At 61.3% G+C, this 2,157-nt stretch carries 2 protein-coding genes; both read right to left on the bottom strand.

The genetic code is table 11. From position 1 onward, the window contains the following. Positions 1-256 precede the first annotated feature (256 nt). Positions 257-1,492: a type II toxin-antitoxin system HipA family toxin gene (locus CV023_RS18665; protein ID WP_230748575.1), complete on the bottom strand. Its 1,236-nt coding sequence runs from the start codon at positions 1,490-1,492 to the stop codon at positions 257-259. After that, entirely contained in the window at positions 1,489-1,782 is a 294-nt protein-coding gene (locus CV023_RS18670; protein ID WP_230748576.1) for a helix-turn-helix domain-containing protein, read from the bottom strand. Before CV023_RS18670 ends, CV023_RS18665 begins: the two co-directional genes overlap by 4 nt. Positions 1,783-2,157 lie beyond the last annotated feature (375 nt).

A 2,157-nucleotide genomic window follows, 5' to 3' on the forward strand; every position in this document is an offset into this window, starting at 1 on the left:
ACCTGCCAAACATCTGAGTGTTTGTCCTGGTCACACCCTGTGGAGAACGTTTCGTTTCGATCCGTTATCGCCGGGGCAACGAGATATAACTCTAGACCAGTTCGGGATGTGCGTGCAACTCGAAACCCAACCACGCCACTGTGACACCGCGCACGTAGCCCTGCAGCCCCGTCATCACCGGACCATCGACCTGGATTGACGACGCTTTCCTGCTTTCAGCACACCGAACATCCGAGCTGGAATCGCCGCTGTCCGGTCAGGCGCCTGCGGCGTTCTTCACCCGGTCAACCTGTGTCTCGATGGCACTGCCGATGCGGTCGAGGTCTGTGGACGTGATCGGCAGTGCCGCAGCATGCTGTCGCCACTGCCCGACCGCCTCGGCGACGTCGACCATGATCCTCCGTGCGGCCGGAATGGTCAGGTGACATAAGCCGGCGAACTCGAGGAGCGCCTCTGCTTCGTCGTCGGTTTCGGTGACGCCGTTGATCCCAGTCTGCCGATCAACGACGAGCGAAGGCTGGGGATTGATGTCGAACGCCGGCGACAGCTCCCAACCGGATTCGGTGCGAACGAATCCATGGTTGCGCAGATGATCATCTGTATTGTGAGTGGCCACCGAGAAGACCAAACGACGGAAGAGTGCTTCGCAGTCGCGACGCCAGCGACCGCTGAGATCTTCGATGGCTTCGACGACGTCGAGGTAGTCGGCCGGCTCTCCGTCACGTCGTCCTGCGGCTGTCATGGCGCTGATGTAGCCGTGGCGACGGTTGCCGGTGCGGTCGAATCGCTGCAGAAGCAGGACGGGCCTCTCGTCGATCGTCAGCAGTCTATTGACCGGAACCGAGATGCCGGCGGACTGCGCAAGCCTGAGCGACAGGGCTTCCCAGGCGATGACGTTCCAGTCGTCGGTCTCTCGTGAGAACTTCGCGATCATCAGCGTTCCGTCATCGCCGAGGACGGACGCTTTGGGCCGGGCGCCACCAAGTGAACCGGTACCGGCCTCGAGCAGGCGTTTGATGGCGACGTCGGATCCCTCTGCCGCATCGTCCGCGGCCCGCTGCAGCTCCGGGAGTGAGAGCAGCTTCGGGATATGAGTGCCGGAGCCGAGGTACTCCTCTGCGATGGAATGTCTGAAGCGAAGCGCACCCTGCCGTGTCTCATCGCTGACGCCGAGCAGATAGTCGACATCGGTCAGCCGACGATCCCGAGCGATGCCCTCGCCGACAAGCCTGCGGTGCTGTTTGGCCACAAGATTCCTGCCCCATCGATCGGGGGCGCAGTCGGAGAAGCACCCGGGCAGCCCAGGAACGCTGAAGGGAGCAGCAGACAGCGACAGCAATGGATCGATGGGGTAGGCCCAACGAGAGGAGAGATAGTCGTCGGAGTATCTGAAGGTCGTCGAGATTTGCCCTCTGGCCACATGGAAGTAGGCCGTGCCGACGAGCACCGCGCCATCGTCATGAGCCATCTCGACCCGGATCTCTTCGCTCATCGACGGATCCGCTCAGGCAGTACCTCAGATGCACGCAACTTGCCCACGTCGGTGCTCAGAGGGTCGAACGACTCGGCGACGTGCTCCAGCTGCCCTAATGCCTGCATCACCGACAGCACCGCCCCGAACGAGACACCGGCCTCACCGCGTTCGATCTTCTGCAGGGTAGAGCGGGAGATTCCTGCACGCTCCGCGAGCTCCTCGGCCTTGAGCGACTGCAGCAGTCGCCACCGGCGTACAGACCCTCCGACCTCGCCGAGGCGACGCGTAACTGACCGTGTAACGTCCATCTCGAATCCTAACGACTGAGCTACTACCCACTAACCCGCTATATGACTAGATTACGACTCATCATACGGCTCGACAAGGGGCGACTCGGCATCCGTGCGGCGTCGCTGCGCCACTGCACACCGTCATAACCAGCTACTCCCACTTGGCTCCGAGCTGCCATCATCAGCAGATAACTATGCAGCCGATTGGAAGCCGCAAAAGCCACGAGGGGAGTGTCCTCCTGACCGTAGCCAGGAGGACACTCCCCTCGTTTGTGTTTGGGTGTGAATACACGAAGAGGGCCACCCCCAACAGGGGGTGACCCTCTCCAAAAAATATTGCGGCAGTCACCTACTCTCCCACAACCACCAAGTTGCAGTACCATCAGCATGAAA

The organism is Brevibacterium sp. CCUG 69071 (assembly GCF_021023135.1).
Classification (GTDB): domain Bacteria; phylum Actinomycetota; class Actinomycetes; order Actinomycetales; family Brevibacteriaceae; genus Brevibacterium.

Bases quoted from the DNA above. Each gene is read 5' to 3' on its own strand.
- CV023_RS18665 (WP_230748575.1), bottom strand. From the start codon at position 1,492: ATGAGCGAAGAGATCCGGGTCGAGATGGCTCATGACGATGGCGCGGTG.
- CV023_RS18670 (WP_230748576.1), bottom strand. From the start codon at position 1,782: ATGGACGTTACACGGTCAGTTACGCGTCGCCTCGGCGAGGTCGGAGGG.